Genomic DNA, 25,431 nt, shown 5'->3' with positions numbered 1-25,431 from the left:
GTGCACATTTACAATAAAGGTGTCTTAATAGAAAATAGTATCATTCAGTTAACACTCATGCATGAATGAAAAGGACATATGCTATATATAAAACAAAACTTATGAGGAGGTAGCGGAATGGAGAAAGAAGAGAACATAATAAGTGGAAATAAGGAAGAAATGTCTAATAAAAAAGAACAAAAGAAATATAGTCGTCGTTCGTTTTTAAAGGCGGGAAGCCTTGGAGCGCTTGGTTTTGCTGCAATGAGTTATCTGCCTACCGGATTACAAAATGTAGTTATGGCAAATTCTGGTCATTCAAATGATCAAAAAAGTCAGCCGTTTGTAAATAAAAAAAGCCCATTAGTCATGAAGCATGGTTTTAATCCTATGGAGTTTTTAACGAAATTTGATTATGGAAAAAAGTCTATTTTACCGAATGGTCAAACACAGCGAGAGTATAAAATTGTCGCTGAGGATAAAGAGATAGAGGTGGCTCCAGGAGTATTTTATCCAGCGTGGACCTATAATGGTGCCGTCCCAGGACCAACAATTCGTTGTACAGAAGGAGACCATCTTAAAATCAATTTCGTAAACAAAAGTAGTCACCCTCATACAATCCACTTTCACGGGATTCATCCAGGTAAGATGGATGGCGTATATGAGATCGTGCCTCCAAATGGAACGTTTATGTACGAATTCGATGCTGAACCAATGGGGATGCATGTGTACCATTGTCATGCGATGCCATTAAAGAAACATATTGAAAAAGGATTGTACGGAACATTTATCATTGACCCTAAGGAACCAAGGCCTAAAGCCAAAGAAATGGTCATGGTCATGAATGGCTTCGATACGAATTTCGATGGTGGTAATGAATTTTACACAGTTAATGGCGTTGCCAATTATCATTTAGATCACCCTATTAAAGTAAAAGTAGGTGAGCCACTACGAATCTATCTATCGAATATGACAGAGTTTGATTTAATCAATTCATTCCATCTACATGGTGATGTATTCCGTTATTACTCAACAGGTACTAACTTAGAAAACTATGAACTGACAGATACGATTACACAGTGTCAGGGACAACGTGGAATATTAGAATGGTCATTTAAGTTTCCTGGAAAATTCATGTTCCATGCCCACCAATCTGAATTTGCAGAACTAGGTTGGATGGGTGTATTTGAAGTTGTGGAATAAAAAAATGAATGGAACGGAGGGAAAAAATGACTACTTCTAATAAACGAAAAACCACCAAAACACTTATGCTGGGTCTATTTCCAGTTGTGTTGTTGGCTGCTATTTTATATATCATTGTTAAAGTTGGATTGCCATTCTTTGGAGAGGGTGGACCTCCTGTAGAAGAGCTTACATTCGAGCAAATCACGCTTCAAAATGGACAAATTACTGCAGAAGTAAGGAATACTGGTCATGAGAAGTTAACAGTTGCGCAGGTCCAGGTTAATGAAGCATATGTGAATTACTCTCTAGATGTTGATCCAGTTATTCCTCGTTTAGGGACAGCTACAATTACCATTCCGTATCACTGGGTAGAAGATGAACCTTATGAGGTCGTTGTTGTTTCTTCGATTGGAACGACATTTGTTGGAGAAGTTGGAGTAGCTCAGCTTACACCAAAACCTGATGCAAAAACCTTTGGTATGTTTTCTTTAATTGGAATTTTTGTTGGGGTAATTCCTGTACTACTCGGGCTGTTATGGAGACCATTCCTAGCAAAAGTAACGGATAAATGGTATAAATTCTTCTTAAGTGTTACCGTAGGACTACTGGCATATTTAGCTGTAGATGCATTTGGAGAATCCTTTGAATTAGCAGGTGAAATTTCTGGTGTACTTCAAGGTCTATCGATCATTTTCTTTGGAATCTTTTCAAGCATGTACGTGTTAACGCTTATAAATAACAGTATTGCAGGCCCATCTAAAGAAGGTAGAAAAACTAAGGGAATCGCGGTCGCCTATATGGTAGCGATCGGTATCGGCTTGCATAACCTTGGTGAGGGGCTTGCGATTGGAGCTGCATACACATTAGGCGAAGTTGGACTCGGGGCTTTCTTAATCATTGGATTCATGATTCATAATTTAACTGAAGGATTAGCGATTGTTTCTCCAATATCCAAAAAGAAAGATACACCAAAAAATCTTATCATGCACTTAGTCATTCTAGGATTGGTTGCTGGTGGTCCTGCAATACTCGGTACCTGGATTGGTGGATTCATTTATTCGAAGGTGTTAGCTCTCTTGTTCCTATCGATTGGAATCGGTGCTATTGCTCAAGTTATTTATGAAATCACTAAGATGATGAAAAAGAAAGATGAATCAACGTTTGGCGACATCCCAGGAGGCACCGGGATAATTGTTGGAGTGTTGATCATGTACGTAACAGGTTTGTTTGTCATTGGATAAGGTCATATTAATCTAAAGAGGAGTTGGTTTCATGGTAGGTCCAGGAAGTATAGCCATTATCGTATTTGTTGCTTTGTTGTTATTCGGTGCAGATAAGCTACCTAAGCTAGGCAGAGCAACCGGGGATACGTTGAAAGAATTCAAAAATGCTACAAAAGGAATTATGGATGACGACAAAAGCAAAAAGTAAATACAGTGAACGATTATGAAGAAGGCTGAATTGCAGCCTTCTTTTTTAGATGTATTCGAAGGCAACCTTTCATTAATATGAGTGTTAGTAACGAGATGAAACTAACTAAATTAGTCGAGGAGATTCAAATGATATAAACTAATAAATAATTATTTTAGAGAGTCTTCATCTTCAACTAAAGGGAGCGTTTGCTTAATAAAAAGTAAGCGCTCTATGTAGGTTTAAGGCAGTGATTGTTGAGTAGAAAATTTCAACCTATATTTGTAAACAAACTAGATTGTGGAATAATTTTTAGGTGAATGATAAGGATATAAATTAACTTTGACAGTATAGTTTAAGATTCATCTATTAAAAAATAGCTTCAACACTTGACCCTGTACTATGGTACGGGGTTTATTCTATATATTGAGGTGATGAAATAATGGGATATCAAATAAGCGAATTAGCTAACCTTTGTGACGTCAATAAAGAAACGATACGCTATTACGAGCGCAAGAAATTAATTCCTGAGCCATCTCGTAATGAATCTGGATATCGGTTGTACAACGATTTTTCCGTTAAACGAGTGAAATTTATTAAGCGAATGCAAGAGCTAGGTTTTTCATTAGACGAAATTCACAAATTACTAGGTGTAGTGGATAAAGATGATGTACGGTGCAAAGATATGTATGAATTCGTAGCATTGAAAGAAAAGGAAATTGAGAAAAAAATAAACGACTTGGCACGGATTCAACATCTCCTTATTGATTTAAAGGAACGATGTCCCAGTACAAAGGATCTTCACGAGTGTCCTATTATAGAAACACTAATTATGGAATGATGCGAGGAGTATTTTTATGAAGAGGAATAAGACTTTTATTACCGGCGTAGTAGGGACAATCATTGCCCTTATTTGTTGTACGACTCCAGTATTAGTTATTTTACTAGTTACTGTTGGACTCGGTGCATTAACTGGCTATTTGGATTACGTTTTGATTCCTGCATTAGTTCTATTTATTTTAATAACGTTCTTTTCCTATCGTAAAAGAACTAAAGCTTCCAATGAAAAAGAAAATTGTTGTTTGTAGGTTATGGTGATAAGAGTTCTTGCGAGCTCAAGCTTAAATGAAGAATGAATATGAGGAGGAACTTTGAAATGAATAAAACAGAGATAAAAATCGAAGGCATGACTTGTGATCACTGTGAACGTCATGTATTTAAAACACTAGAAAGTCTTGGTGCTGAAGATATCAATGTCAGTTTTCGCAAAGGCAATGCTTTATTTCATCGTCCAGATTCTTTAAATCACGAAAAGATTAAGGAAGCTCTTGATAAAACGCCTTACAAAGCTGTTGATGTTCTTGATGCCAATACTACAGCAAGCAAATTAGTATCTTCTTCAGAAAAGGAATACGACTTTGTTGTCATCGGATCTGGTGGCGCGGCTTTTTCTGCTGCGATTCAAGCATCAGAAAATGGTTCAAGAGTGGCGATGGTCGAGAAAGGAACGATTGGAGGAACGTGTGTAAACATTGGTTGTGTTCCATCTAAGATGTTGTTAAGAGCTGGTGAACTGAACAGCCATGCTCATCATAACCCTTTCAAAGGTTTAGCACTTCAATCAACCAAGCCAGACTTATCCCAACTTAAAGAACAAAAGGACGAACTTGTTCAGAAGTTGCGTAAAGAGAAATACGAAGAACTTATTGAGGATTACGGATTTGATCTGATAAAAGGCGAAGCACGGTTTAAAAATGCACACACGATCGTGGTGAATAATCAAGAGCTAACCTCAAGGCATTTTCTGATTGCCACAGGAGCGTCACCTGCTGTACCTGATATACCAGGACTGAAAGAAAGTGACTATTTAACAAGCACCTCTGCTTTAAATTTGACAGAAGTTCCAAAGCATCTCGTCGTAATCGGTTCAGGGTATATTGCGCTTGAATTAGGTCAAATGCTTCATGATTTAGGATCAGAAGTGACATTAATGCAACGGAGTGACCGTCTCCTTAAAGAGTATGATCCTGAAATCTCTGAAGCCATTGAAAAATCGCTCACGGAAAAAGGCATTCGCTTGATAAAAAATGTCGAGTACAACAAGGTTGTCCAAAATGGCAGTGAAAAAGAAGTTCATATTCGAGTGAACGGAAAAGATCAAGTTGTGTCTGGGGATCAACTATTGGTTGCGGTTGGTCGTGCTCCTAATACAACTGCAATTCAACTCCAAGAAGCCGGTGTGAAGGTTGGTAAAGCTGGAGAAGTATTAGTCAATGACTTTTTAGAAACAAGTGTCCCTCACATATACGCAGCAGGAGACGTTACCTTAAGTCCTCAATTTGTATATGTTGCTGCCTATCAAGGAAATTTGGTAGCGAAGAATGTGACAGGGGCTCAAAAACGGAAACAAGACTTGACTACCGTTCCAGCAGTGACATTTACGTCTCCTTCCGTAGCATCTGTAGGTCTAACAGAACAACAGGCTAGAGAACAAGGATACAATGTGAAGAATTCTGTATTGCCATTAGAAGCTGTACCAAGAGCATTGGTCAATCATGAAACCACCGGTGTATTCAAACTCGTGATGAATGAGGACAATCAGCAAATTATCGGGGCACACGTTGTAGCAGAAAATGCAGGTGATGTCATTTATGCAGCTACCTTAGCCGTGAAATTCAAACTCACAGCTGAAGACCTTCAGGAAACAATGGCACCATACCTTACAATGGCTGAGGGATTAAAATTAGCTGGTTTAACCTTTGATAAAGACGTTTCCAAACTGTCTTGTTGTGCAGGATAACCGTCATCCATGGATCCACCGTTAGTAAAACGGTGGGTTTTTTCAACCCTGGAAAAGGTACATGGTTTGACTAGTTAGTGATAAGGAAATGGTTTTAATAGCGAGTTAAAATCAAGGAGGTACTTAGATGGAAACATACGATCTCATTGTAATTGGATCCGGTTCCGGAGGATCCATAACAGCAGCAAAGTGTAATAAAGCCGGTTGGAAAGTAGCGATGGTGGATGACCGCCCATTTGGGGGGACTTGTGCTTTGAGAGGCTGTGATCCTAAAAAAGTATTAGTTGGTGCGGCAGAATTATTGGATTGGAATAAAAGGATGCAAGAAAACGGAGTGCAATCAGAGCCCTCTATTGTTTGGAAAGATCTAATGAAGTTTAAAAAGAAATTTACGGATCATGTACCAGATAAAAAAGAAGACGCTTTAACTAAGAATGGAATTGATACCTATCATGAAAAAGCTTCATTTATTAGTGAGAACGAAGTCCAAGTGGGCGAGCACACGATAAAAGGAAATCGGATTTTAATCGCTTCAGGGGCAAAACCAACTCCTCTAAATATTAAAGGAGAGGACTATCTTACGTATAGTGACGAATTCTTAGAATTAGAAGAACTGCCAGAGAAAATTATCTTTGTAGGAGGCGGGTATATTTCATTTGAATTTGCTCATATTGCGGCAAGAGCTGGTTCTGAAGTTCATATCATCCACCGGGGAGAAAAGCCACTAGAGAATTTTGATGCGAATCTTGTTGACTTACTGATGAAAAAATCTATAGATATAGGCATAAAGGTTCATTTAGAAAGTTCTGTTGCATCTATTCGTAAAGAAAAGGATGGCTATATCGTTACATCAAAAAAAGGGGAAGACACATATGAACTAAAAGGAAATCTAGTTGTTCACGGAGCTGGTCGAATCCCTTCATTAGATATGGATCTTGAAAATGGAAATGTTGAATACGATAAGCGTGGAGTTAAAGTAAATCATTATTTACAAAGTGTAAGTAATCCACATGTGTACGCAGCAGGTGATGTCGTTGCGACAGATGGATTACCGCTTACCCCAGTAGCAAGTTTGGAGTCTCATATTGTTGCCTCAAATTTACTAAAGGGAAATCATAAAGAAATTGATTATCCTGTTATGCCTTCCGTTGTGTTTACTGTTCCTAAAATTGCCTCTGTGGGTCTTAGTGAAGAAAAAGCAAAGGAGATGAATCCTGATATTAAGGTTGTTCATAAGGAGGTATCGAATTGGTTTACATATAAACGAACCAATGAATCTCATGCAGCCATCAAACTGTTAATTAACGAAGAAAAGAACCAAATCATGGGTGCTCATCTCATTAGTAATGAAGCAGATGATCTTATTAATCACTTTGCAACAGCCATTCAATTTAAGTTGACAACAAAAGAATTAAAGAAAATGATTTTTGCTTATCCAACGACTGCTTCAGATATTGGGCATATGTTGTGAGTGAAGTGAACAGTTGGAAATATTAAAATCTAGTATGAAAATTGGTTTTCGAAAAACTTTACATGTATCAATTGTACTAATTAGCAAAGGTGTTGAATTACATGATGAATGGAAATGGAATGGGTGAAGGATTTATGGGATTCGGATTTTTTGGAATTCTAATTCTAGTGTTGATTGTTTTGATTGTCGTCTGGATGATGAAATCAGGTAGCAATATATCTCATAACAATTCTGTGGAGACGCTTAATCAACGCTTAGCAAAAGGTGAGATTTCAGAGGAAGAGTATGATCGTTTAAAAAAGAAATTAAACCAATAATATTCATTATTAGGGTTTGACCTATTGATAAAGAATACTGCTCTTATAGAGGGCGTTTTACAAGCATAGAAAAGCTTCTAGATGTTGCTTCCTATGCTTTTTTTTTGACTAAATTAAAGATAGATGATTTTTTATAGGGAGCCATTCGATAAGGTGATTAATACTAATCCACTACTTGTTTTTAATAACGTATAACGTAGAAAGTTATTCTTTAAAAAAAGTAACCTCACAAAATCTACACATTCATTTATTATCCTTAAACAAGAAGAGTTTCTTAAAGAATTAACCTCAGGAGCTTATCAAATAAAATAAATGGTTCATATTTTCTGGTTTACATATTTAATTCATACATAATAAAAGGAGTTATGAAAATGTATGACGTTTTTAATTCTATCAGTCAGCTTGTAAGTGGTCCTCTAACAAATATAGCTTACCAAACAAATTCAATTCCAATCTTATCTGCTTTTGTGTTAGGTGTTCTTGGAGCTGCAGCTCCATGTCAGTTTACAGGTAATATAGGTGCAATAACATTTTATGGAAATCGGTCATTTCAGAAAGGCATTTTATGGGGAGAAGTATTCTTTTTTATTTTGGGTAAGGCGGTTGTATTTTCAAGTCTGGGACTTATTGTCTGGATTATCGGTCAAGAATATCAACATAATCTTGTCAAAGTATTACCATGGGCGAGAAAGTTCTTTGGGCCAATGGTTGTGTTGATTGGTCTGTACCTTTTAGGTGCTTTTAAGATGAAATGGACTTTAAAGCTCGGAAAGGTCCCTGAAAAGTTTTTAAAGAAAGGTAGATGGGGCGCGTTTCTTATGGGCGGAAGTTTTTCACTTGGATTTTGTCCAACTATGTTCTCCTTGTTCTTTCTTTTGCTAATGCCACTTGTTTTATCAAGTTCATATGGAGTCATATTACCAGCTACTTTTGCTATAGGAACTTCGTTGCCCTTTCTTTTTGCAATGTTTTTAATTTGGTATTTTGGTTTAAGTGGAGCTTTGTTAAAGAAGGGTAGAAAATTTGGAGCTGTCCTACAACAAATAGCAGGAGTAGCTCTCATTATAATTGGAATATTGGATGGCGTCACTTACTGGTTATAGTTCAAGATACCAATGAGGTTCAAATGATAAATATTACATGAAATTCCTTACGATTAACTTAATAAAGGAGTGAAAGGGAATGAATTCTATCCAACCATTAAATCGAATTGCAATTGAACTAGGTCCTTTAACTGTTTATTGGTATGGATTGATTATTGCTAGTGGTGCGATATTAGGTCTAGCATTCGTTTTAAAAGAGGCAAGACGTATAGGTATCGATAAAGATCTATTTATCGATCTGATTTTGTATGCTTTGCCGATTTCTATATTATCTGCAAGAATCTATTACGTCCTATTCAGCTGGGACTATTATAAAGAAAACCTCGGAGATATTATTGCGATTTGGGAAGGCGGCATTGCAATCCACGGTGCATTAATTGGTGCAGTCTTAACGGCAGTAGTGTTCGCAAGAAAGAGAAAGGTTTCTTTCTGGAAGATAGCAGATGTAGCAGCACCGGGATTGTTAATTGGACAAGCAATTGGTCGGTGGGGAAACTTCATGAATCAAGAAGCACATGGAGGAGCAGTTTCAAGAACCTTCCTTGAAGGACTAGGATTACCAGATTGGATTGTGAACCAAATGTTAATCGACGGAACATATTACCACCCTACTTTTTTATATGAATCAATTTGGAACGTTGTGGGATTGATCGTTTTATTATTGATTCGGAATAGGTTGTCCTTGAGACGAGGAGAACTTTTTCTGAGTTATCTCATCTGGTATTCATTCGGTAGATTTTTTATTGAAGGAATGAGGACAGATAGCTTAATGTTGACTTCTTCATTTAGAATGGCACAAGCCATTTCGATAGTCCTTATAATAGGCAGTTTCTTTTTCATTTACTATCGTAGGAGATATGTCAAACCATTACCAGCGTACGGAGATTGACTTTTAATAATGGAATCAGTCTTATGTTTACGATGACTATGGGTATGATCAAACTATATGGTTAAATTATTAAAAGCATTCCATTTATGTGAGGTATAACAAAAATGGCTTTTCTTAAACAATCCACCTGGATGGAGAATTTAAAAGTTAATGTGTATGTGGGTTACATATACAAATAATTAAAATTTCACGAATTCCGCACAATAGATATAATTTAATCGAATAAAAAATGAGGGATTAGTATGAAAAAAATTCTCGTTATCGATGACGAGTGGAATATGAGGAATTTAATTAAGATATACCTTACAAGGGAAAAAATGAAAATCGATGAAGCAGGAGATGGTACTGTTGGAGTCGATATGGCTTCCCAATCTTCCTATGACCTGGTCATTTTAGATATTATGATGCCAGATATTGATGGATGGGAGGTCTGTTACAGGATTCGAGAATTTCAAAATGTCCCAATCCTGATGCTGACAGCCAGAACCGATATAACTGATCGTGTTCGAGGCTTAAATTTGGGTGCAGATGACTATTTAACTAAACCGTTTGCTCCTGAGGAATTGGTGGCACGTGTAAATGCACTTTTAAGACGCCATGAAATTGGTCAATCCTCTTCTACTCCTTATTTTATACAAGATGGGTTATCCATTGATAGTGTTAGTAGAGAGGTTAAGGTTAACGAGCAATTAGTTGAGTTCACTCGGAAAGAGTTTGAATTGTTTCATCTTTTAGTTAGTCAACCAAATCAAGTGTATACAAGAGAAATATTATTGAATCAAATTGGATCATTTGATGACTTTCATGATTTACGCACGGTCGATACACATGTTAAAAATATACGCGAGAAACTTCGGAAATCAGATTTTCCATTTAACCCAATAAAAACAATCTGGGGAGTAGGATATAAATTTAATAAAGAAGAGGATCGTTCATGAAGTGGGATAAAATCGTTTTAAAGCTTGGTGGCATCATTATGATCTTATTTTTAGTCGTATTGTTACCATTAGGTTTTGTAGTTAACCAAATATTTTCTGGATTTTATTTTAGTGAAATTCAAGAGGAAACTGAAGTTTTATCCCAACGTTACGCCAGAACAATTACATCAATAGAAAACCCGATGACGCATTCGATGTTTGAATCTCTTGCAGATTTAACGAATAAAGAAGTCATCATTATAAATAAGGAAAAGAAAGAGGTAACGAATTCGGGTGTAAGTGGATTTGCTATTTCTGAGAGAGAATTTAACGAATTATTATCCGGTAATCCGATTACAAAGCAAATTGAGGAAATTACCAATAAACACAAATTTTATGTTTCAGGTCACCCAATTAGCACATCTGGTGATTTTATAGGTGCTGTCTTTGTCCTTACCTCAGTGGATGGTATTTATGATTCTATCTCGGAGGTAAGGAACTTTCTCATTTTATCTGGATTTGGGGCACTATTCCTTGCTCTTGGATTTACATTTATGATTTCCAGAAAAATGTCTGCTCCTCTTTTAAAGATGGAGAAAGCAACGAGGCAATTAACTAGAGGAAATCTAGATGTACGTTTGGAGGTATCTTCGAGGGATGAAATTGGATCGTTATCTCAAGCGATCAATGATCTAGCTCAGGAATTAAATCGTTATCGAACAAATAGAAGAGAGTTCTTCGCTGATATCTCTCACGAATTGCGAACTCCAATTTCATATCTACAGGGATATGCACAGGTATTACGAGAGGGTTACTACCAGAATAATGATGAAAAACAACAGTATCTAAAAATTATTCAGGATGAATCGAAGCGACTAACTCAATTGATTAATGACGTATTTGAACTATCTAAAATGGAAGAAGCTCGTATTGAACTCAATTTTGACTATGTAAATATAAGTGAAATAGCTGAGCAAGTACTTTCAAAGGTACAAAGAGAAGCTCAGATTAAAGGATTAAATACATCCCTTAGGGTAACCAATCATTTACCTCTGATAAAGGCTGATTCAGTAAGGATGGAACAAATATTTATTAATTTACTAAGCAATGCGATACGTTATTCAAATGAAGGATTGATCAAGATGGAAATAGTATATAACCATAAATACCTAAAAGTAGATATTGCAGATAACGGGATCGGTATTCCTAAGGAAGAACTTCCATACATCTTTGAGAGATTTCATCGTGTTGAAAAATCACGCTCAAGGGATTTTGGAGGAACAGGATTAGGATTAGCTATAGTGAAGCAATTAGTTGAGCTTCAAAACGGTTCCATTACTGTTGACAGTCAAATTGGGAATGGAACACGTTTTACATTGTCTTTTCCTATAGAGGAGGAGAACTATGAAAAAAATTGAATGGTTAATGGCCATCATATTAATAGTTGCTGGATTAATCTGTCTAACTATTTCCGGAACAGCTATATTGGGTCCCGAATCGATAAATTCATATTTATTAACGCTGATCCAACTCTGTTTTTGGATGGGAATTCCCATAATTGTAGTAGGGATTTTATATTTTATTCTTTTATCGAAAAAGAAGAAAGGAAAAAATGAATGAAAAGACTGTACCATTTAGTTGCTCTCATGACTTTCTTATTAATAAGCCAAATTCCTGTTAGCGTGTTTGCTCATGGGACTGAGGAAGACCAAACGAGTTTGGCCTTACAAAAAGGTTTAACATACACTCTGGTGATATCATTTATTTTATGTGTGTTATTTTATACGTTATTTTGGTTATCTCAAAAAAAATAAAGCAAATCAACCATAAGAAAAAAGAGGAAAGGATGCAGAGAGACAAATTTCGTAGGGTAGCAAAAGTATACAAGTGGTTGAGTATTTTCTTTTTAGCAATATTTCTGATTACGGGGGCATTAACGCTATTCAACCGTCAATCTTTTGAAAGCACGATAGAATTTCAACATATTCATGGATTGGGTTACACAAATAATGGAGAAGAACTATATGTACCTGCCCACGATGGACTAAGGATCTTTTCCCATGACGAATGGGGAATCCCTGAGGGAGAAAAACATGACTATATGGGATTTTCAATAACTGATGAGGGCTTTTACAGCAGCGGTCATCCGTCGCCTTCATCTAATATGAAGAACCCCTTTGGAATTGTAAAGAGCGATAATATGGGGAGAAATCTTGAAAGGCTAGATTTATATGGTGAAATTGACTTCCATAGCATGACGGCTGGATATTATTCGCATGTTATTTATGTTCAGAACCCTGAACCAAACTCACGAATGGAAGAGACAGGTCTATATTACACATTAGATGATACTAAAACTTGGGAGAAAAGTCAGATGAATGGAGTAAGTGGTCAACCAGCAGCTATGGCTGTACATCCAACTCTGAAGAACATTATAGTTATTAGTACAAATGAAGGGGTGTTTTTATCGAAAGACTATGGAAATACTTTTGAAATATTAATGGATATTGCAGCTACTTCTTTAGCTTTTGCTGAAGAAGGAGACTTATTCGTAGGGACTATTACGGAGGAAGCTTCTTTAATTAAGGTGAATATTAATTCAGGAGGAGAAACGGCCCTTCCTATACCTGGACTAAGTGATGGGGATGCGATTTCCTATGTTGCAATAAACCCGCAAGATTCAAATGAAATTGTATTTACAACTTTCCAGAAAGATATTTTTCTTACTAGGAAAAATGGTGAGCATTGGGAACAAATAGTGACAAAGGGAGTGGCCACTACTAACTAATATAAAACAGTAACGTCATCTAATAATGGCTAAAAGTTTGAGACTACAGATTTTTTCGAATTTGGTCACGAGTGATGATTCATCTTCGACTTTGAGTAAATAAATTAAGATCTGTGTACACTACCACATACATTGATGAAAGTGATTAGTGGAAAAAAATCCTTGAGTTCGATGAGCATTTAGTTGATTTGCTATTGATACCCTGTATTCATATCTAAGTGCCATAGGGGAGCGTAGTTACTGTCTGTGAAGATAGTAAAGGATTAATGTATGGTCATAAATTGAAAATCGAACAAACAAAACAAAGGCCAGAGTTAATGACATAATGCCTCAAGGTAGTGTCTATATGATATGGAAGCAATACCGAAATGAGAATTAAATCCTTTATGTGACTTGTGTTAGTGTCGTTTCATAATATCAATTAAGGAGTGGAAAATATGATGATGGGTTGGGGTGTAATTAGCATGCTTTTATGGATAGTTATTCTAGGTTTTATCATATATGGAATCACAGTACTAGTTAGAAAGCCTTTTGATAAAAAGGAAGATCATTCTCTCCAAATATTAAAGGATCGTTTAGCTAAAGGAGAAATAGATGAAAAAGAATACAATGATAAAAGGGCCATTTTAAAGAGTAGAGATTAAATTATTATGAGTGCTTTATGTCGGTTGTAAGAAATAACATACTGTTAGCCATCTTCACAAATTCAACAAATTTAAAGAGTAGACTTAGGATTATCAAATAAAAGGAGTGAAGATGATGAGACTAAAAAAAGGGTCATTTATATTTTCTTTTGCACTAGCCGCACTTTTAGTAGTCGGACAAGCTGCATTTGCAGAAGGAGCTGAGGATAATGGAGTGGGTTTCTCAGCAAATGGCAATAACATGATGGGCAATATGGATGGAAACGGTATGATGAACATGATGAATGGTAACGGAATGACGAAAATGATGGAAAATGGAAACATGTCTAGCATGATGAATGCTATGAATTCTCCTCAGAGAGAGAAAATGATAGAGGCTTGTGGTAACTTTATGGAATCTCAAGAAGGCAACGTAGAAAAAAGTAATACTTCAAAGTAATACACGATCTTGTTAAGGCCTCGTTTAGAGGCCTTAACTATTTTTGTGAGGATTAACAGTTCAGTTGGGAGCGATGAGTTATGAAGAAATGGGGTCCAATGCTATACGATTGTGCTATGGCTCCTTTAGAGAAAGTTAGGTTTAGGAAAATTAGAGCAACTCTAATCAATAGGGCAACAGGAAGAGTGTTAGAGGTTGGGTCTGGAACTGGAGTGAATTTCCCACTTTATCATAAAGTAACAAGAGTAGATGCAATTGAACCAAATCCCTCGATGAAGAAACGAGCTATAAAAAGGTTGAAACAATCAAAGGTTCCTATACACATGACCAATGGCAATGCTGAGATATTACCTTTTGAAAATAACACGTTTGATACTGCTGTAGCGACACTTGTTTTCTGCACCATTCCGGACCCTCAAAAAGCGATTGATGAAATCCAACGTGTTTGTAGACCTAATTCTACTATACTGCTATTTGAACATGTCAAAATGAATCAATCATTGTTGGGGAAAACACAAGATATTTTGACCCCAGTATGGAAGCGAGTTTGTGATGGATGTCATCTAAATCGCAATACGTTGGAATTACTGAAAGCATCCAATATAGAAGTTGTGAGAGTAGAATCTTACTATAAGGGCCTTTTTTTGGTCATAGAAGGTGTGAATAGAAAAGATACTGATAGCAATCGTAAGAATGGTCATGAACAATTATGAGAAGTGTTCCAGTGAGTCACAGGATAAAACTTATTAAAGTAGTACCTTTGCTTGTAATAGCATTTTTCTTACTTATTGTTGATTCATCCATAGTGGATGCACACTCTTCGTTAGAAAAAACGTCTCCCAAAAATGGAGAGGTATTGGAAGTATCACCTTCAGTAATAGAGATTACGTTTCAAGATCCTGTTATTTTACATTCAGAATCGGTTAAGATCATTGATGGAACCGGATCCGAGGTTCAAATAAAAGAAACCAAACTTAGCTCACAAGATGCTGGAAATATCAATGTTGCTTTAGAAAGTAAACTAGAGCCTGGAAAATATATTGTCAGGATAAACGTCTTAGCATTAGATGGATATTCGATTAAAGAAGAATTCAATTTTTTTATCCAGAAAAGGGCTTCAGTAGAAAAAGACATGGATTTCAAACTAATAAGATCAAGTATTAGAGATGGGGAAATCATTAAGGGGTCCCCAGACCAATTGGAATTATGGTTTAATCATCCTGCAGAAGTGTCCGCATTCGGACTTTTTAATGACCAACAAGAAGTAATTAAAACGAAAATTTCAATGGCTAATTCCGAAGATCCTTCCCATATCATTATTCCATTTTCAGAAGAACTTGATCAAGGAACATACCAGGTTACCTGGTATGCCTCTCCGTCTGAAGTAGACAAGCAGATATTCTCTAACAATAAACAGGGCGCTTTTTATTTTGCAGTCGATGAGTTTTCTTCCTTAAGTCAAGGCGCAGGATTAGAAGATAGAGGCCTCATATGGTCAATACTTGATTTTACTTTTGAATTAAAACAAATAGCATATTGGTTTATTTTTATTGGTTTATCACTGTTATTCGGCTTTAACTGGTTTCATACTGTGGTGACTAAAAATAAGTTTTGGCATTATCAGTCCTTAACGTTAAATATCTTACTTTTTATAGTTAGTGCTTTAGGTATCACTTTAATGGTGATTTATCAAAGGACAGAGTTACCTGAGTTATCCATAGTCGAATTCATTCAACTAAAGTTCACTTGGATTCCTATTGTTCAATTTCTTTTACTTTCTTTTGGTTTTTTAATCAAAAAGATAAGGCTATTTTTATTTGGACTAACATTATTAATGTTGCCATTTGTCATCGGACATGCCTCTTATCCAAGATATGGTGGTTATGTAACAATGGCTATTTCCTATCTTCATGTGCTATCCGTTGCAATTTGGATGGGAGGTCTTTTGGCATTATTGTTAAAACCTAAAAGCATTAAAAATATAGAATGGATAAAAACTGCTGGAGTGCCCTTTACAAAATGGGCTTTATTAAGTGTCGTAGTGATCATCTTTTCAGGAATCGCGATGACCTTTCAATTTCTTCCTTCTTTTTCATTAGGGAGTCTGTTCGTAAGTGAGTGGGGAAGAGCTCTTGTTATAAAAACAACATTATTTATTATCCTGGTAGTGATAGGATATGTTCAGCGAAAAACGATCCTGAATCTGATTTCAAAATTTGATCATTCTTTCTTTGTAAGAACAAGAGCTGAGGTGTTTTTTGGAATTATCACTCTCTTTTTTGCAGCTTCGTTAGTCGCAACCAATCCTGGTGCCGGTGAGCAAGGGGTCTATCTTGAGAAGAATGTTAAAGAAGACTTAGCTCTCGATGTAGAGGTTACGCCGTTTCATGTTGGACAAAATACCATGACCTTACAGTTCCAAGAGGATTCAACTATTCGCAACGTTTCTGTTGTTCTTAGTATGCCTCCTAACTGGAAAGTAGAAAGAAAAGCGTTTGCAGTTGATGACAGAACCTATAAGCTAACAGGTAATTTACTACATGCAGCAGGGACGTTAAAGATGGACATTTCGGTTGAGTTGACAAACGGAAAGGAAATACAAATTCCTTATAGAATTGTAGTTCCGGGTGAAACACGCTTTAATGAGTCATGATTTGAATAAATGAATGAGGTCTTAAAAGACCCAGAAACGAGGTCATAAAAATTGAATACCATTCACCATGGATTTTGGACATACTTTGTTTTTCGAAAAAAAAAGAACTTAGTGAAATGGTTTGTGTTAGGTGCTGTTGGGCCAGATGTGATTTATTTCATTATGTTCTTCTTCCTTGCCATTGAAAAAGGAATTCTGAACATTCAGTTATTCACAGACTTATTTCAGTTAGTCATGTCTGGATTCGAAATGGATTCATCTAGTAAATCAGTGAATCAATTGCACGATTTTATTCTTGAAATGTTCAATAATCCAGTAGTAGATATGCTCCGAAAAACGGGACACTCACTCATTATCTGGGGAATTGTATACGGTGGGGTTGTATGGAGAAAAGGTCTAAAGTTAACCCGGTTACATGCGCTCTTATTTGGATGGGTAGGTCATATTATTACAGATTTACTGACGCATGTGACAGACGCTACACCGATTTTCTATCCAATCAGTGACTTTGTGATAAAAGGTCCCGTTTCTTATTGGAATCCTAACTACTACGGAAAAGAATTTCAAACCATTAATACGATATTGATAATCGTCGCCACCGTCTACATGGTTTATGACTTTATAAAGTACAAAAGAAGAAATAAAAAATAAGTTTCTTTTCTAGCGAAAAGAATAAACAATTTTTTAAAAAAAGGAAGTGATTGTATAAAACATATCCGTTCGGTTGTTGTGGTAGGACTCGTGGTTTTCTTTTTGATGGTATGGATGGTTCCATCATTTAGAGAGATAATTCCCATTCTCTTTTCAACTGATGCCGTTGAAAGTCTGAAAACTTACATGAGATCATTAGGCTTTTGGGGTCCACTTTTCGCTATCTTTTTAATGGTTTTACACAGCGTCGTTTTTGTTCCTTCAGAAATCATTTTGTTTGCAAATATCTATATTTATGGTTTTGCATTAGGACTCATATATACTTGGATTGGCTCAATGCTTGGTGCCTATTTATCTTTTTATTTAGCTCGTTTATTTGGAAAGCCATTAGTAGAAAAATTTGTTTCCATAGAAAAGCACGAAAAGTTTGATCGGTGGTTTCAAAAGAATGGAACGTTCGGTTTGTTTATATTACGTTTAATTCCTTTATTTTCATTTAATTTACTCAATTACGGGGCAGGATTAGTATCCATTACTTTTTGGCAGTTCACGTGGTCTACAGCTTTGGGAATCATTCCGCCGATGATGGTGATGGGCTGGTTGTATATAAACTCGCTACAAACGAATTGGGGGCTCATCATTTTATTCGTTTTGATCGTTAGTATCGTTTTAATTAAAATTTATAAGAAAGGTTCATTGGCGAAATACAGCAGAAGAAGTAGGGGCTGACCCTTGTTCAATATGATTTTAAATTAACCTCTTGACCTTGTAGTTTAGTATAAGGTTTATACTTATGGTAAATCTACTGGAGGTGTTATGAAATGGGAAAAAGAAATGTAGAGGTTTTTATTGCAGGCTGTCCAATGTGTGATGAAACCGTAAGTTTGGTGAAAGAGTTAAGCTGTGATCAATGTTCTATTTCTTACTATAATTTAAATGAAACAAGTAAAGAGAAAGCAGGTCTGGAAAAAGCAAAAGAATATGGGATTACTCGAGTTCCAGCAGTAGTGGTTGATGGAAAGCTTATAGATTGTTGTCAGCAGCAACAACGCATAACTCGTGAAGTACTGGAGAAAGCAGGAATTGGTCAGGGCTAAGACTGTTAATTATTTAAGGGAGTGATTCTTTTGCGTGATGGCCTATTAATTGGAGATTTAAGTAAGAAATTTAATATTACTACTCAATCAATAAGGTACTATGAACGAATAGGCTTAATTAATCCTCCAAAGCGAACAGAGTCAAAGTATCGTATCTATTCTAATGAAGACGAAAGTAAGCTCCGCTTTATTTTACAGGCAAAGCAATTCGGTCTATCATTAGATGATATTAAGGAGTTAATCAATCTTAGTTCCAATAATATACGTCCGTGCGAACATCTGAAAAGCTTACTGGAACACTATATTCGAGATGTAATTAACCGTATCCAGAAGCTTGAAGATTTCAGGTCCCAACTAATTGACCGATATGAGCAGTTAGAAGTCGTTGTAAATCATAATGAAGGTAATATATGCAAGATAATAGAAAGTGAATCACTGAAATAATCTAACAACCCGTTACTAATCATCACGTAACGGGTTGTTAATTGAGCACATTTAAAAGGAAAACAAAAAAAATAATTAGATTGCTTTGAACAAAAGTTAGACTTGTTACAGAAAAATAAGTAATATATATCACATTGTAGGTAATGCATTATTGTATGAATCTATGTGTATTATCTTGAATCCGAGTCTTCTGTAAACTCGAAGCGTTAGTTGAAGATGAGATCAAAAAAGACCTATCACATTATATATATGTATAATATGTGTGGTTCTTTTAATACCAAGCGTTAAAGTCCTCTAACCTAAATATAACATTGGTTATACCCCTATATGCACGATGCTGATAAGGACGGTATGGTAGGTGAGTAGGCCATTAAATCATTCGGCAGGTTTTAATTCGACGACTTCCAATTATTTCAGAGCTAATCCATGAATACGGATTAGCTCCTTTTTTATAGAGTAAAGTAACTCTACTTAAAATAATATAATTTTTTAGTTTCCTGTTTTATTAATTCCTCTCCATTTAATCGAAGCGTGATTTTAATTCCTCATAAAAAGTGTTCGGTCCATTTTGAGAGTAATATAGATGCTCTTTCTATTACATACCAGAAACTTGAATCAAACTTCACCTATCCACAATTGTCCACTATAAGACCTAGTCAAATCTTTTTATGGGTGCTCAAATGAATTGACGGGGGTAGTCAAATCATTTGAGGGGGGTGTTTTACCTAATATATGGATAAAAACCCGGTCAAATCATTTGAGGGGGGTGGTAAAATCATTTTAGTACCCGGAATCGGTGTTCTCCGGGCAAATGAATTGACGGGGGGTAGTAAAATGAATTGAGGGGGACTACTAAAATGTTTTGACCAGGGGCGGTAAAATTATTTGACCCGATGTATTAAAAGGGTTATGAATTACAACGTAATGAAATACGAAGTTGATATATTACGAATTGGAGAAAACACAACTATAGAATACCCAATTCAAGACGACCTTAAAATTCCTTGTAGAATTCCAATATCAAAGGTATAATACCCCTATATTGATTTTATTTTAATTTTTGTGCGATCCATTTTAGGATTAGCGGTAACTATAAAAAAGACACTAACCTTTGGGTTATAGAATTGAGCGCTCTCTGTGTGCTTATTTATCTATTAAACTCAAAGGTTATTTTTTTTCTTCATATATATCTTTGTGCATGGTCAAACGAGAATGAAAGATTCCTGCGAGGAGTCTGTCGTTCTCGTTTTTTATATAGATAAAACTTTTTGAAAGGGTGTTTCTAGTGAAGAAAAAACGCTGGAAGACAAAAATGGGTGAGAAAACAAGAGAAGAGAGGATCGAGGAGCTTAATGAGAAGTTGGAGGCTGGTGTTGCTGAATTTTCGTATAATCCAGAAGAATTTAAGGCTTATTTGGAAATGAAGGCAATCATGCCTTCTTATTCGTTTCGGAACTTAATCCTTGCTAGAGCTCAACTGCCAGAAGCGAGATTTCTAGCTTCTTTTAAGCATTGGAACAAGCTAGGTAGGAAAGTGAAGAAAGGATCTAAGAGCTTACGCATTTTAGCTCCTCGATTTAAGAAGGATGAGGAAGATGATAAGGATAGGCTAACTGGATTCATCCCTGTACCGGTATTTGATGTATCACAAACCGAAGGTGATCCACTACCTATAGACCGTATCAAAATTGAATTAGAGGGTGATTGTAAGGAAGCCCGCCAAATCATTGGTTGGGCTGAAACGATTGCTGAGAAGGATGATTGTCCAATTCACTATGGAAACGCAGATGATGCTTACGGGTACTACGTTCCATCTGAGCACCGTATTGTGGTGTCAGACAAGGTGTCCATTAACCACAGGTGCAAAACCTTGGTACATGAATTGGTTCATTCAAAAGTTCATCGCTTTGACTTGAAATCTTCTAGCATGGAAAAAGAAGTCGTCGCTGAAGGAACAGCATTTATCATCTGTTCGTACTTTAACCTCGACACTTCAGACTATTCCTTCCGCTATTTGAAATCATGGGCGAATGGTGACCAAGAGAAATTACTAGAATACGGCTCTCAGATTTGCGACACAGCAAAGAAAATCATTGAAGAATTTGAAGAGCTGGAAGAAAAAGAGAAAGCAGCGAAATCAGAATCTGTTCCTGCTTAGAGAAAAAAGAAATAGAAATAAGAACAAGTGTTCTATAAAATAAACTTAACAAGGGAGGTGTTCCCTATCTTAAGGATAGGTGATGCTCATTCACCTTCCTTTTGATTAGGGAGTTATATGAGCGCCATTGATTGGAATGAAATTGAAGAAACGAATGAACAACCGAAGATGTTGGAAGTATATCTGGATCAGAGCTGGCAAGATGCCTTTTGTTATGCACTGGCGTTAGAAGAACCGAATAGAGAAGGTCAGCTGCCCAAAGTATTAATGGCAATCATCTCTGGAAATGATTCCACTCTCCAATCGATTAAAGCAGCATTTGATATTGGAAGTAGCGGGTTATATTTCGGTCATGGTGTTAAGGGATTAGCAAGTTATGACTTTAGCCGAGAATTTCAGATGGTTGCTGAAAAAGGAGCTTATGAAAAGTTTCCGATTACCATTAACCAGAATAGAAAAGCTTTGGCTATGGTGCATAACGACCTCCTTGGAGATAACGACTATGTTCTCTCGTTTGAGGGAGATCCAGCTGAAGACATCAGGCAAATATTTGGTGGAGGAAAATATGGTCTACATATCTTACCTTCCTGGAAGGAACGAGTGTATGAAGAACTAAAGCAGCGCGGTTTTCTTGAAGAGGTCGATTTTTATCGCGATTCAGGGCTTTTTAAGGAAGGGTTTGCTCTTCATAAGCTCACTTTAGAGGAAGAACAGGCAGATAACCTTATATCAGAGCTTATTGCTGAAGGTGTTTTAACCTTCCCGCAAAACGGTTCTGGTAAAGCGCTTGAGGAAACCAATGACCTCACAAGTTACATGGGAGATTTTGTTGACCAGATGGTGGACAAGGTGTCGGACCAGGTTCAGCCCACCCATAACCCAATGGAGGATGAGGTACTTGAACAGTTTGATTCTTATAAAAGACCTTTGTTCCCAGTACAAGGTCACGTAGCAACCGCTGTTGCAAAACGTCTTGAGAATCAAAAGAGTTTGATTATACAGGGCGAGATGTCGACTGGAAAAACGTCGATGCTTGTTGCTCTAGCAGATGGCTTTTATCAACGAAAACAAAAGAGCGGTTTCTTTGCTTGCGTGATGGTACCACCATCCCTAACCAAGAAGTGGCCAGAGGAAATTAAAGAAATCATTCCAGGAGCTGAAGTCTATGTGATCAGCCATACAAAACAATTGGTTGATTTTCATGTGAAATGGACAAATGCAGGAAGACCAAAACCTAAGCGACCTACATTTTTTGTCATCTCATTTACCACGATGCGTGGGGATTGTGCGTTAGAAGCAGTTCCAGAGTATAAGCGTATCAAGACAGAGTTGCAAGTTCGTACAGGAACCGAAGCCTACCGAGAAGGATACTATTGTCCTGATTGCGGTGAATTGGTTTTAGTAAAAGAATCTTCCAACGTATCGTTGCAGGAAAATGGTGAAGAGGTCACTGAAACAATCACTCGTCCAATGAAACATGGGGAGTTTGGTAATTCACGACGTCTCCACAATTCCAAGCAACCCGCTAATGCATTTTGTGAAGCATGTGGAGGTAGCTTCTGGACCAAAAGAGTAATGAACCGTTATTCTTCTTTTAAAGAATGGAGTAAGCATGAAAAGAAAATTGCTCATGCAGCTAGTGATGGGAATACAAACTTGGTTCGACATCTTCAATCCAATCAAACAGAGATACCGAAAGCAACCGGAAAGCCACGCAGAATCGCAACGATTGAATATATCCGAAGAAAAATGAATAACTTCTTCGATATTTCGTTAGTTGATGAAATACACGAATTAAAGTCTGGTATGAGTGCCCAAGGTAATTCGTTAGGTAGCCTAGTCGCTGCATCTAAGAAAGTGGTGGGCGGTACAGGGACTTTGTTTGGTGGTAAAGTGCGCTCGCAAGGGCATTTAGTAATTCGGTTAGTAGGATAACCGTAGGTGAGTAGAGGTATCAGTAAACCTATCATCACAACCTTACTCGTGAGGGAAACCAATAACGGGGACAGCAGCATGGTTGGTAATGTCATAAGTCACCTAACTATCAGGGTGCAACTGCGTGGCTAGATGAAAAGATACAGATGAGGATGAATGCTATACTGCGTGAACGATAGCCAGAGGGGTCCTAGCGAAGACATAGACGGAAGATAGTTACAAACGTCTGTTGACCATATACTATTTGACCGCTTTGCCATCAAATAGTTTCTATCTTTAAGACCGCTTTTCCATCTTAAAGATCATACCTTAGTGGTCACCCAATCAAAGTCAATGATAAATGGCGAAAGTCGCATCCGACACTGAATCATTCCTATGTTACTAAATGTACTAAACGAGGATTGTCTAAGTCAGAATGCCGTTAGGCTATGACACCTTAGATGTCTGAATATCTGATATGACAACGGAGAACCCGTAGTAGTCTGAGCTAGGGAAAGCCTAGTACACGGCGAAGGGGTCAGGTTATCCTGTCCAATAATAAAATTAGGAAGGTGTGTAATACACTATGCAAATCCCAAAAGTAGTTATGGACAATCTAGTTAAGAAGTCTATAAAAAACCAAGAGTTCACATTTAATCGAATTTACCGTCATTTATACAATGTTGATTTCTTTCTTGAAGCTTACAGTCATGTAGCCAGCAATGAAGGAAATATGACAAAAGGTTCGGATGGTAAAACGATCGATGGAATGAGTATAGAGAGAATTAACAATATTATTGAACAGCTAAAAGATGAAAGTTACCAACCTAATCCATCAAAAAGGGAATACATCTCCAAAAAATCAGGAGGTCAAAGACCACTTGGTATTCCATCGGTAGACGACAAGTTAGTTCAAGAAGTTGCTCGGAGATTACTTGAAGGAATCTATGAACCTGTCTTTAAAAAGTCATCACATGGTTTCAGACAAAATCATAGTTGTCACACTGCTCTTACCCAAATTCAGAAGAACTTCACTGGAGTTAAATGGTTTGTAGAAGGTGATATAAAAGGGTTCTTTGATAATATTGACCACCACATCCTTATTAATCTTCTAAAAAGAAAAATTAAAGATGAGAAGTTCATACGACTTATCTGGAAATTTCTCAAGGCAGGATATTTAGAAGATTGGGTCTATCACAAAACCTATAGTGGAACTCCTCAAGGTGGAATCATAAGTCCTTTATTAGCCAACATTTATCTGCACGAGCTGGACTCTTATATTGAAAAATATGCAGAACAGTTTAACACAGGTAAAAGACGCAAAAGAACTCATGAATATAGAGCATTAGAATGGCAACTTACAAAATTGAAAAAGTCTGATGAAGAATGGAAACAACTGACTGAAATAGAGAAAAAGGAACATAGGAAAGCCTTCAAAAAGCTAATCAAGCAAAGAAATAATATGAGCGCAACAGAACCTTTTGATAATAGTTTTAGCAGAATTTATTACACCAGATACGCTGATGATTTCATCGTCGGTGTGATTGGAAGTAAACAAAAAGCTGAACTGATTAAAGAAGATATTAAAGTCTTCTTACAAAAGGAATTAAAACTTGAACTATCCGACGAGAAAACACTAATTACCCATAGTCATGAAGAGAAAGCTAGATTCCTCAGCTTTGACATTACAGTAAGTCAAAGCAACCAAGCTAAAAGAGGTAAAGACGGCAAACTCCAAAGACATAATAACGGAAAAGTGAAACTCTACGTTCCGAAGGAAAAATGGATTAATAAACTTCTTGAGAAGAAAACCTTACAGATGGAAGGTAAGAATTGGAGAACTGTCCATAGACAAGAGCTAGTCAATTATGATGATCTTGAAATTCTCAGTATCTACGATGCTGAATTACGTGGCTTCTATAACTACTATAAGTTTGCGAACAATGTCAGCGTACTGAACAAGATGGCTTACATCATGGAATACAGTATGTACAAGACATTCTCAGCAAAATACAGAATTTCAGTTCGGAAAGTAATAGACAAGTTTAACGTCAATGGGAACTTTACTGTTCAATATGAAACAAAGAAGGGTGCAAAATCAAGACAGCTAATAGACTCTTTCAAAAGAGATACTAAAATCAGCAAAGACTCTTCAGTAGACTCTCTACCAAACACTTGGAAGTATAGCGGAGTGACAAGCACAATCGACAGGTTAAAAGCTAGAGTATGTCAATACTGTGGTGCTTCAAATGTCGATTTGGAAATGCATCACGTCCGTAAACTAAAAGACTTGAAGAAGAAGAAAAACCTTCAAAAGTGGGAGTTAATCATGATTGCACGTAATCGTAAGCAACTTGCATTATGTGCGAGAGGTCAAGGCAATGATTGTCATATGAAACTCCATAAAGGACAACTTAACTAGAGGATAATAGTGAGCCGTATGCTTGGAGACTTGCACGTACGGTTCTAGGGGAGAGTAGGTGGAAACCTGTCATAGAAATGTGATAAGGCGCTGCCTGCTTATCCTTCGCAGAAGATGTTTATTATCTTCTATGGCGCCTTTTCCCTCATG

The 25,431-nt window shown here is 36.7% G+C and carries 25 protein-coding genes; all 25 read left to right on the top strand.

What is annotated here, in order from left to right:
• Positions 1 to 117 precede the first annotated feature (117 nt).
• The 25 genes from ACXADT_RS22440 to ACXADT_RS22320 all read left to right on the top strand — a co-directional run bounded on the left by ACXADT_RS22440 (position 118) and on the right by ACXADT_RS22320 (position 25,281).
• Entirely contained in the window at positions 118 to 1,182 is a 1,065-nt protein-coding gene (locus ACXADT_RS22440) for a multicopper oxidase domain-containing protein (RefSeq protein ID WP_474834746.1), read from the top strand.
• Positions 1,183 to 1,208: 26 nt separating this feature from the next.
• The gene (locus ACXADT_RS22435; protein WP_474834748.1) at positions 1,209 to 2,405 is read left to right on the top strand and encodes a ZIP family metal transporter; all 1,197 of its coding nucleotides are present in this window, start codon (positions 1,209 to 1,211) and stop codon (positions 2,403 to 2,405) included.
• A 31-nt stretch (positions 2,406 to 2,436) separates the two neighbouring features.
• Positions 2,437 to 2,595 (top strand): twin-arginine translocase TatA/TatE family subunit, encoded by a 159-nt coding sequence (locus ACXADT_RS22430; RefSeq protein ID WP_305913994.1) that lies wholly within the window; start codon positions 2,437 to 2,439, stop codon positions 2,593 to 2,595.
• Positions 2,596 to 3,016: 421 nt separating this feature from the next.
• Positions 3,017 to 3,415 carry an Hg(II)-responsive transcriptional regulator gene (gene merR, locus ACXADT_RS22425; RefSeq protein WP_474834751.1) on the top strand — a complete coding sequence of 133 codons (399 nt, stop codon included), beginning with the start codon at positions 3,017 to 3,019 and terminating at the stop codon, positions 3,413 to 3,415.
• 16 nt (positions 3,416 to 3,431) lie between these two features.
• On the top strand, positions 3,432 to 3,662 hold the full coding sequence (gene merF / locus ACXADT_RS22420) for a mercury resistance system transport protein MerF (protein ID WP_474834753.1): 231 nt from the start codon (positions 3,432 to 3,434) through the stop codon (positions 3,660 to 3,662).
• Between the two features lie 68 nt (positions 3,663 to 3,730).
• Positions 3,731 to 5,374: a mercury(II) reductase gene (merA, locus tag ACXADT_RS22415; protein ID WP_474834755.1), complete on the top strand. Its 1,644-nt coding sequence runs from the start codon at positions 3,731 to 3,733 to the stop codon at positions 5,372 to 5,374.
• 127 nt (positions 5,375 to 5,501) lie between these two features.
• Positions 5,502 to 6,845, top strand: coding sequence for a dihydrolipoyl dehydrogenase family protein (locus tag ACXADT_RS22410; protein ID WP_305913990.1), 1,344 nt, complete (start codon positions 5,502 to 5,504; stop codon positions 6,843 to 6,845).
• A 101-nt stretch (positions 6,846 to 6,946) separates the two neighbouring features.
• Complete coding sequence (locus ACXADT_RS22405) at positions 6,947 to 7,162, top strand: SHOCT domain-containing protein (protein WP_305913989.1); 216 nt, start codon at positions 6,947 to 6,949, stop codon at positions 7,160 to 7,162.
• Between the two features lie 371 nt (positions 7,163 to 7,533).
• On the top strand, positions 7,534 to 8,265 hold the full coding sequence (locus ACXADT_RS22400) for an urease accessory protein UreH domain-containing protein (RefSeq protein WP_305913988.1): 732 nt from the start codon (positions 7,534 to 7,536) through the stop codon (positions 8,263 to 8,265).
• Positions 8,266 to 8,344: 79 nt separating this feature from the next.
• On the top strand, positions 8,345 to 9,154 hold the full coding sequence (gene lgt, locus ACXADT_RS22395; protein ID WP_474834758.1) for a prolipoprotein diacylglyceryl transferase: 810 nt from the start codon (positions 8,345 to 8,347) through the stop codon (positions 9,152 to 9,154).
• Between the two features lie 242 nt (positions 9,155 to 9,396).
• Positions 9,397 to 10,092: a response regulator transcription factor gene (locus tag ACXADT_RS22390; protein ID WP_474834760.1), complete on the top strand. Its 696-nt coding sequence runs from the start codon at positions 9,397 to 9,399 to the stop codon at positions 10,090 to 10,092.
• Positions 10,089 to 11,489 (top strand): sensor histidine kinase, encoded by a 1,401-nt coding sequence (locus tag ACXADT_RS22385; RefSeq protein ID WP_474834762.1) that lies wholly within the window; start codon positions 10,089 to 10,091, stop codon positions 11,487 to 11,489. The genes ACXADT_RS22390 and ACXADT_RS22385 overlap by 4 nt, the downstream gene beginning before the upstream one ends.
• On the top strand, positions 11,476 to 11,691 hold the full coding sequence (locus ACXADT_RS22380; protein WP_474834764.1) for a hypothetical protein: 216 nt from the start codon (positions 11,476 to 11,478) through the stop codon (positions 11,689 to 11,691). Before ACXADT_RS22385 ends, ACXADT_RS22380 begins: the two co-directional genes overlap by 14 nt.
• A 148-nt stretch (positions 11,692 to 11,839) precedes the next feature.
• On the top strand, positions 11,840 to 12,859 hold the full coding sequence (locus tag ACXADT_RS22375) for a F510_1955 family glycosylhydrolase (protein ID WP_474834766.1): 1,020 nt from the start codon (positions 11,840 to 11,842) through the stop codon (positions 12,857 to 12,859).
• Positions 12,860 to 13,296: 437 nt separating this feature from the next.
• Complete coding sequence (locus ACXADT_RS22370; protein ID WP_194219683.1) at positions 13,297 to 13,503, top strand: SHOCT domain-containing protein; 207 nt, start codon at positions 13,297 to 13,299, stop codon at positions 13,501 to 13,503.
• Between the two features lie 115 nt (positions 13,504 to 13,618).
• Positions 13,619 to 13,942 carry a hypothetical protein gene (locus ACXADT_RS22365; RefSeq protein WP_474834768.1) on the top strand — a complete coding sequence of 108 codons (324 nt, stop codon included), beginning with the start codon at positions 13,619 to 13,621 and terminating at the stop codon, positions 13,940 to 13,942.
• 80 nt (positions 13,943 to 14,022) lie between these two features.
• Complete coding sequence (locus ACXADT_RS22360) at positions 14,023 to 14,655, top strand: class I SAM-dependent methyltransferase (RefSeq protein WP_474834770.1); 633 nt, start codon at positions 14,023 to 14,025, stop codon at positions 14,653 to 14,655.
• Positions 14,656 to 14,666: 11 nt separating this feature from the next.
• On the top strand, positions 14,667 to 16,595 hold the full coding sequence (locus ACXADT_RS22355; protein ID WP_474834772.1) for a copper resistance protein CopC: 1,929 nt from the start codon (positions 14,667 to 14,669) through the stop codon (positions 16,593 to 16,595).
• 51 nt (positions 16,596 to 16,646) lie between these two features.
• Positions 16,647 to 17,246 carry a hypothetical protein gene (locus ACXADT_RS22350; protein WP_474834774.1) on the top strand — a complete coding sequence of 200 codons (600 nt, stop codon included), beginning with the start codon at positions 16,647 to 16,649 and terminating at the stop codon, positions 17,244 to 17,246.
• A gap of 105 nt (positions 17,247 to 17,351) precedes the next feature.
• A complete protein-coding gene (locus tag ACXADT_RS22345) occupies positions 17,352 to 17,975 on the top strand; it encodes a TVP38/TMEM64 family protein (protein ID WP_305914002.1) in 624 nt (207 codons plus the stop codon).
• Positions 17,976 to 18,067: 92 nt separating this feature from the next.
• Complete coding sequence (locus tag ACXADT_RS22340; RefSeq protein ID WP_305913979.1) at positions 18,068 to 18,343, top strand: thioredoxin family protein; 276 nt, start codon at positions 18,068 to 18,070, stop codon at positions 18,341 to 18,343.
• Between the two features lie 30 nt (positions 18,344 to 18,373).
• Positions 18,374 to 18,787 (top strand): MerR family transcriptional regulator, encoded by a 414-nt coding sequence (locus ACXADT_RS22335; RefSeq protein ID WP_474834776.1) that lies wholly within the window; start codon positions 18,374 to 18,376, stop codon positions 18,785 to 18,787.
• A 1,285-nt stretch (positions 18,788 to 20,072) separates the two neighbouring features.
• Positions 20,073 to 20,945, top strand: a complete 873-nt coding sequence (locus tag ACXADT_RS22330; RefSeq protein ID WP_474834778.1) for an ArdC-like ssDNA-binding domain-containing protein — start codon at positions 20,073 to 20,075, stop codon at positions 20,943 to 20,945.
• 117 nt (positions 20,946 to 21,062) lie between these two features.
• Positions 21,063 to 22,880: a hypothetical protein gene (locus tag ACXADT_RS22325; RefSeq protein WP_474834780.1), complete on the top strand. Its 1,818-nt coding sequence runs from the start codon at positions 21,063 to 21,065 to the stop codon at positions 22,878 to 22,880.
• Between the two features lie 565 nt (positions 22,881 to 23,445).
• The gene (locus ACXADT_RS22320) at positions 23,446 to 25,281 is read left to right on the top strand and encodes a reverse transcriptase/maturase family protein (RefSeq protein ID WP_474834782.1); all 1,836 of its coding nucleotides are present in this window, start codon (positions 23,446 to 23,448) and stop codon (positions 25,279 to 25,281) included.
• Positions 25,282 to 25,431 lie beyond the last annotated feature (150 nt).

This window comes from Anaerobacillus sp. ABR4_321 (assembly GCF_056158505.1).
This window is presented reverse-complemented; position numbering and strand designations above follow the sequence as displayed.

What these genes read in the sequence shown, in the direction of transcription:
- ACXADT_RS22440 (WP_474834746.1), top strand. Translation starts at nt 118, where the DNA reads ATGGAGAAAGAAGAGAACATAATAAGTGGAAATAAGGAAGAAATGTCT.
- ACXADT_RS22435 (WP_474834748.1), top strand. Translation starts at nt 1,209, where the DNA reads ATGACTACTTCTAATAAACGAAAAACCACCAAAACACTTATGCTGGGT.
- ACXADT_RS22430 (WP_305913994.1), top strand. Translation starts at nt 2,437, where the DNA reads ATGGTAGGTCCAGGAAGTATAGCCATTATCGTATTTGTTGCTTTGTTG.
- merR (WP_474834751.1), top strand. Translation starts at nt 3,017, where the DNA reads ATGGGATATCAAATAAGCGAATTAGCTAACCTTTGTGACGTCAATAAA.
- merF (WP_474834753.1), top strand. Translation starts at nt 3,432, where the DNA reads ATGAAGAGGAATAAGACTTTTATTACCGGCGTAGTAGGGACAATCATT.
- merA (WP_474834755.1), top strand. Translation starts at nt 3,731, where the DNA reads ATGAATAAAACAGAGATAAAAATCGAAGGCATGACTTGTGATCACTGT.
- ACXADT_RS22410 (WP_305913990.1), top strand. Translation starts at nt 5,502, where the DNA reads ATGGAAACATACGATCTCATTGTAATTGGATCCGGTTCCGGAGGATCC.
- ACXADT_RS22405 (WP_305913989.1), top strand. Translation starts at nt 6,947, where the DNA reads ATGATGAATGGAAATGGAATGGGTGAAGGATTTATGGGATTCGGATTT.
- ACXADT_RS22400 (WP_305913988.1), top strand. Translation starts at nt 7,534, where the DNA reads ATGTATGACGTTTTTAATTCTATCAGTCAGCTTGTAAGTGGTCCTCTA.
- lgt (WP_474834758.1), top strand. Translation starts at nt 8,345, where the DNA reads ATGAATTCTATCCAACCATTAAATCGAATTGCAATTGAACTAGGTCCT.
- ACXADT_RS22390 (WP_474834760.1), top strand. Translation starts at nt 9,397, where the DNA reads ATGAAAAAAATTCTCGTTATCGATGACGAGTGGAATATGAGGAATTTA.
- ACXADT_RS22385 (WP_474834762.1), top strand. Translation starts at nt 10,089, where the DNA reads ATGAAGTGGGATAAAATCGTTTTAAAGCTTGGTGGCATCATTATGATC.
- ACXADT_RS22380 (WP_474834764.1), top strand. Translation starts at nt 11,476, where the DNA reads ATGAAAAAAATTGAATGGTTAATGGCCATCATATTAATAGTTGCTGGA.
- ACXADT_RS22375 (WP_474834766.1), top strand. Translation starts at nt 11,840, where the DNA reads ATGTGTGTTATTTTATACGTTATTTTGGTTATCTCAAAAAAAATAAAG.
- ACXADT_RS22370 (WP_194219683.1), top strand. Translation starts at nt 13,297, where the DNA reads ATGATGATGGGTTGGGGTGTAATTAGCATGCTTTTATGGATAGTTATT.
- ACXADT_RS22365 (WP_474834768.1), top strand. Translation starts at nt 13,619, where the DNA reads ATGAGACTAAAAAAAGGGTCATTTATATTTTCTTTTGCACTAGCCGCA.
- ACXADT_RS22360 (WP_474834770.1), top strand. Translation starts at nt 14,023, where the DNA reads ATGAAGAAATGGGGTCCAATGCTATACGATTGTGCTATGGCTCCTTTA.
- ACXADT_RS22345 (WP_305914002.1), top strand. Translation starts at nt 17,352, where the DNA reads ATGGTATGGATGGTTCCATCATTTAGAGAGATAATTCCCATTCTCTTT.
- ACXADT_RS22340 (WP_305913979.1), top strand. Translation starts at nt 18,068, where the DNA reads ATGGGAAAAAGAAATGTAGAGGTTTTTATTGCAGGCTGTCCAATGTGT.
- ACXADT_RS22325 (WP_474834780.1), top strand. Translation starts at nt 21,063, where the DNA reads ATGAGCGCCATTGATTGGAATGAAATTGAAGAAACGAATGAACAACCG.
- ACXADT_RS22320 (WP_474834782.1), top strand. Translation starts at nt 23,446, where the DNA reads ATGCAAATCCCAAAAGTAGTTATGGACAATCTAGTTAAGAAGTCTATA.